Origin of the sequence: Italian clover phyllody phytoplasma str. MA1 (genome assembly GCF_000300695.1) — a bacterium.
Classification (GTDB): domain Bacteria; phylum Bacillota_I; class Bacilli_A; order Acholeplasmatales; family Acholeplasmataceae; genus Phytoplasma.
Map to the genome: position 1 here is coordinate 1 of NZ_AKIM01000123.1, position 369 is coordinate 369.

Genomic DNA, 369 nt, shown 5'->3' on the forward strand with positions numbered 1-369 from the left:
TAATTCCAAGGCTAATTGTTGATGATCAGTAAAAGAAAATGGTTTTTGGTAAAAATCTTTATCTTTAATCCCTTCATAGTAATATGGTGGATCGATAAAAAGAAAATCGCCTTTTTGACTATTGGCGATAACTTTGCGAAAATCCATATAATATAAAACATGTTTTTTCTTTTGGAAATGTCTTTAGAATGTAACTAATTCGTTTAAATTGATGATGGGAGTTTTTTGTTTGGGTTTGTAGCCAAAATTTATTTTTAAATTATTTTGCTTATCATAACGAGTAATACCACGAAAAACGTATTTATTTAAAACATAAAAGATAGCTGACCTGGTTAATTTTTTTCTTTTTTTGGCATTTTGATTATATTG

At 26.6% G+C, this 369-nt stretch carries 1 pseudogene; it reads right to left on the reverse strand.

What is annotated here, in order from left to right:
* Window positions 1-183: 183 nt before the first annotated feature.
* A pseudogene (locus tag RI01_RS03300) lies at window positions 184-369 on the reverse strand (DNA adenine methylase); the annotation flags it as partial.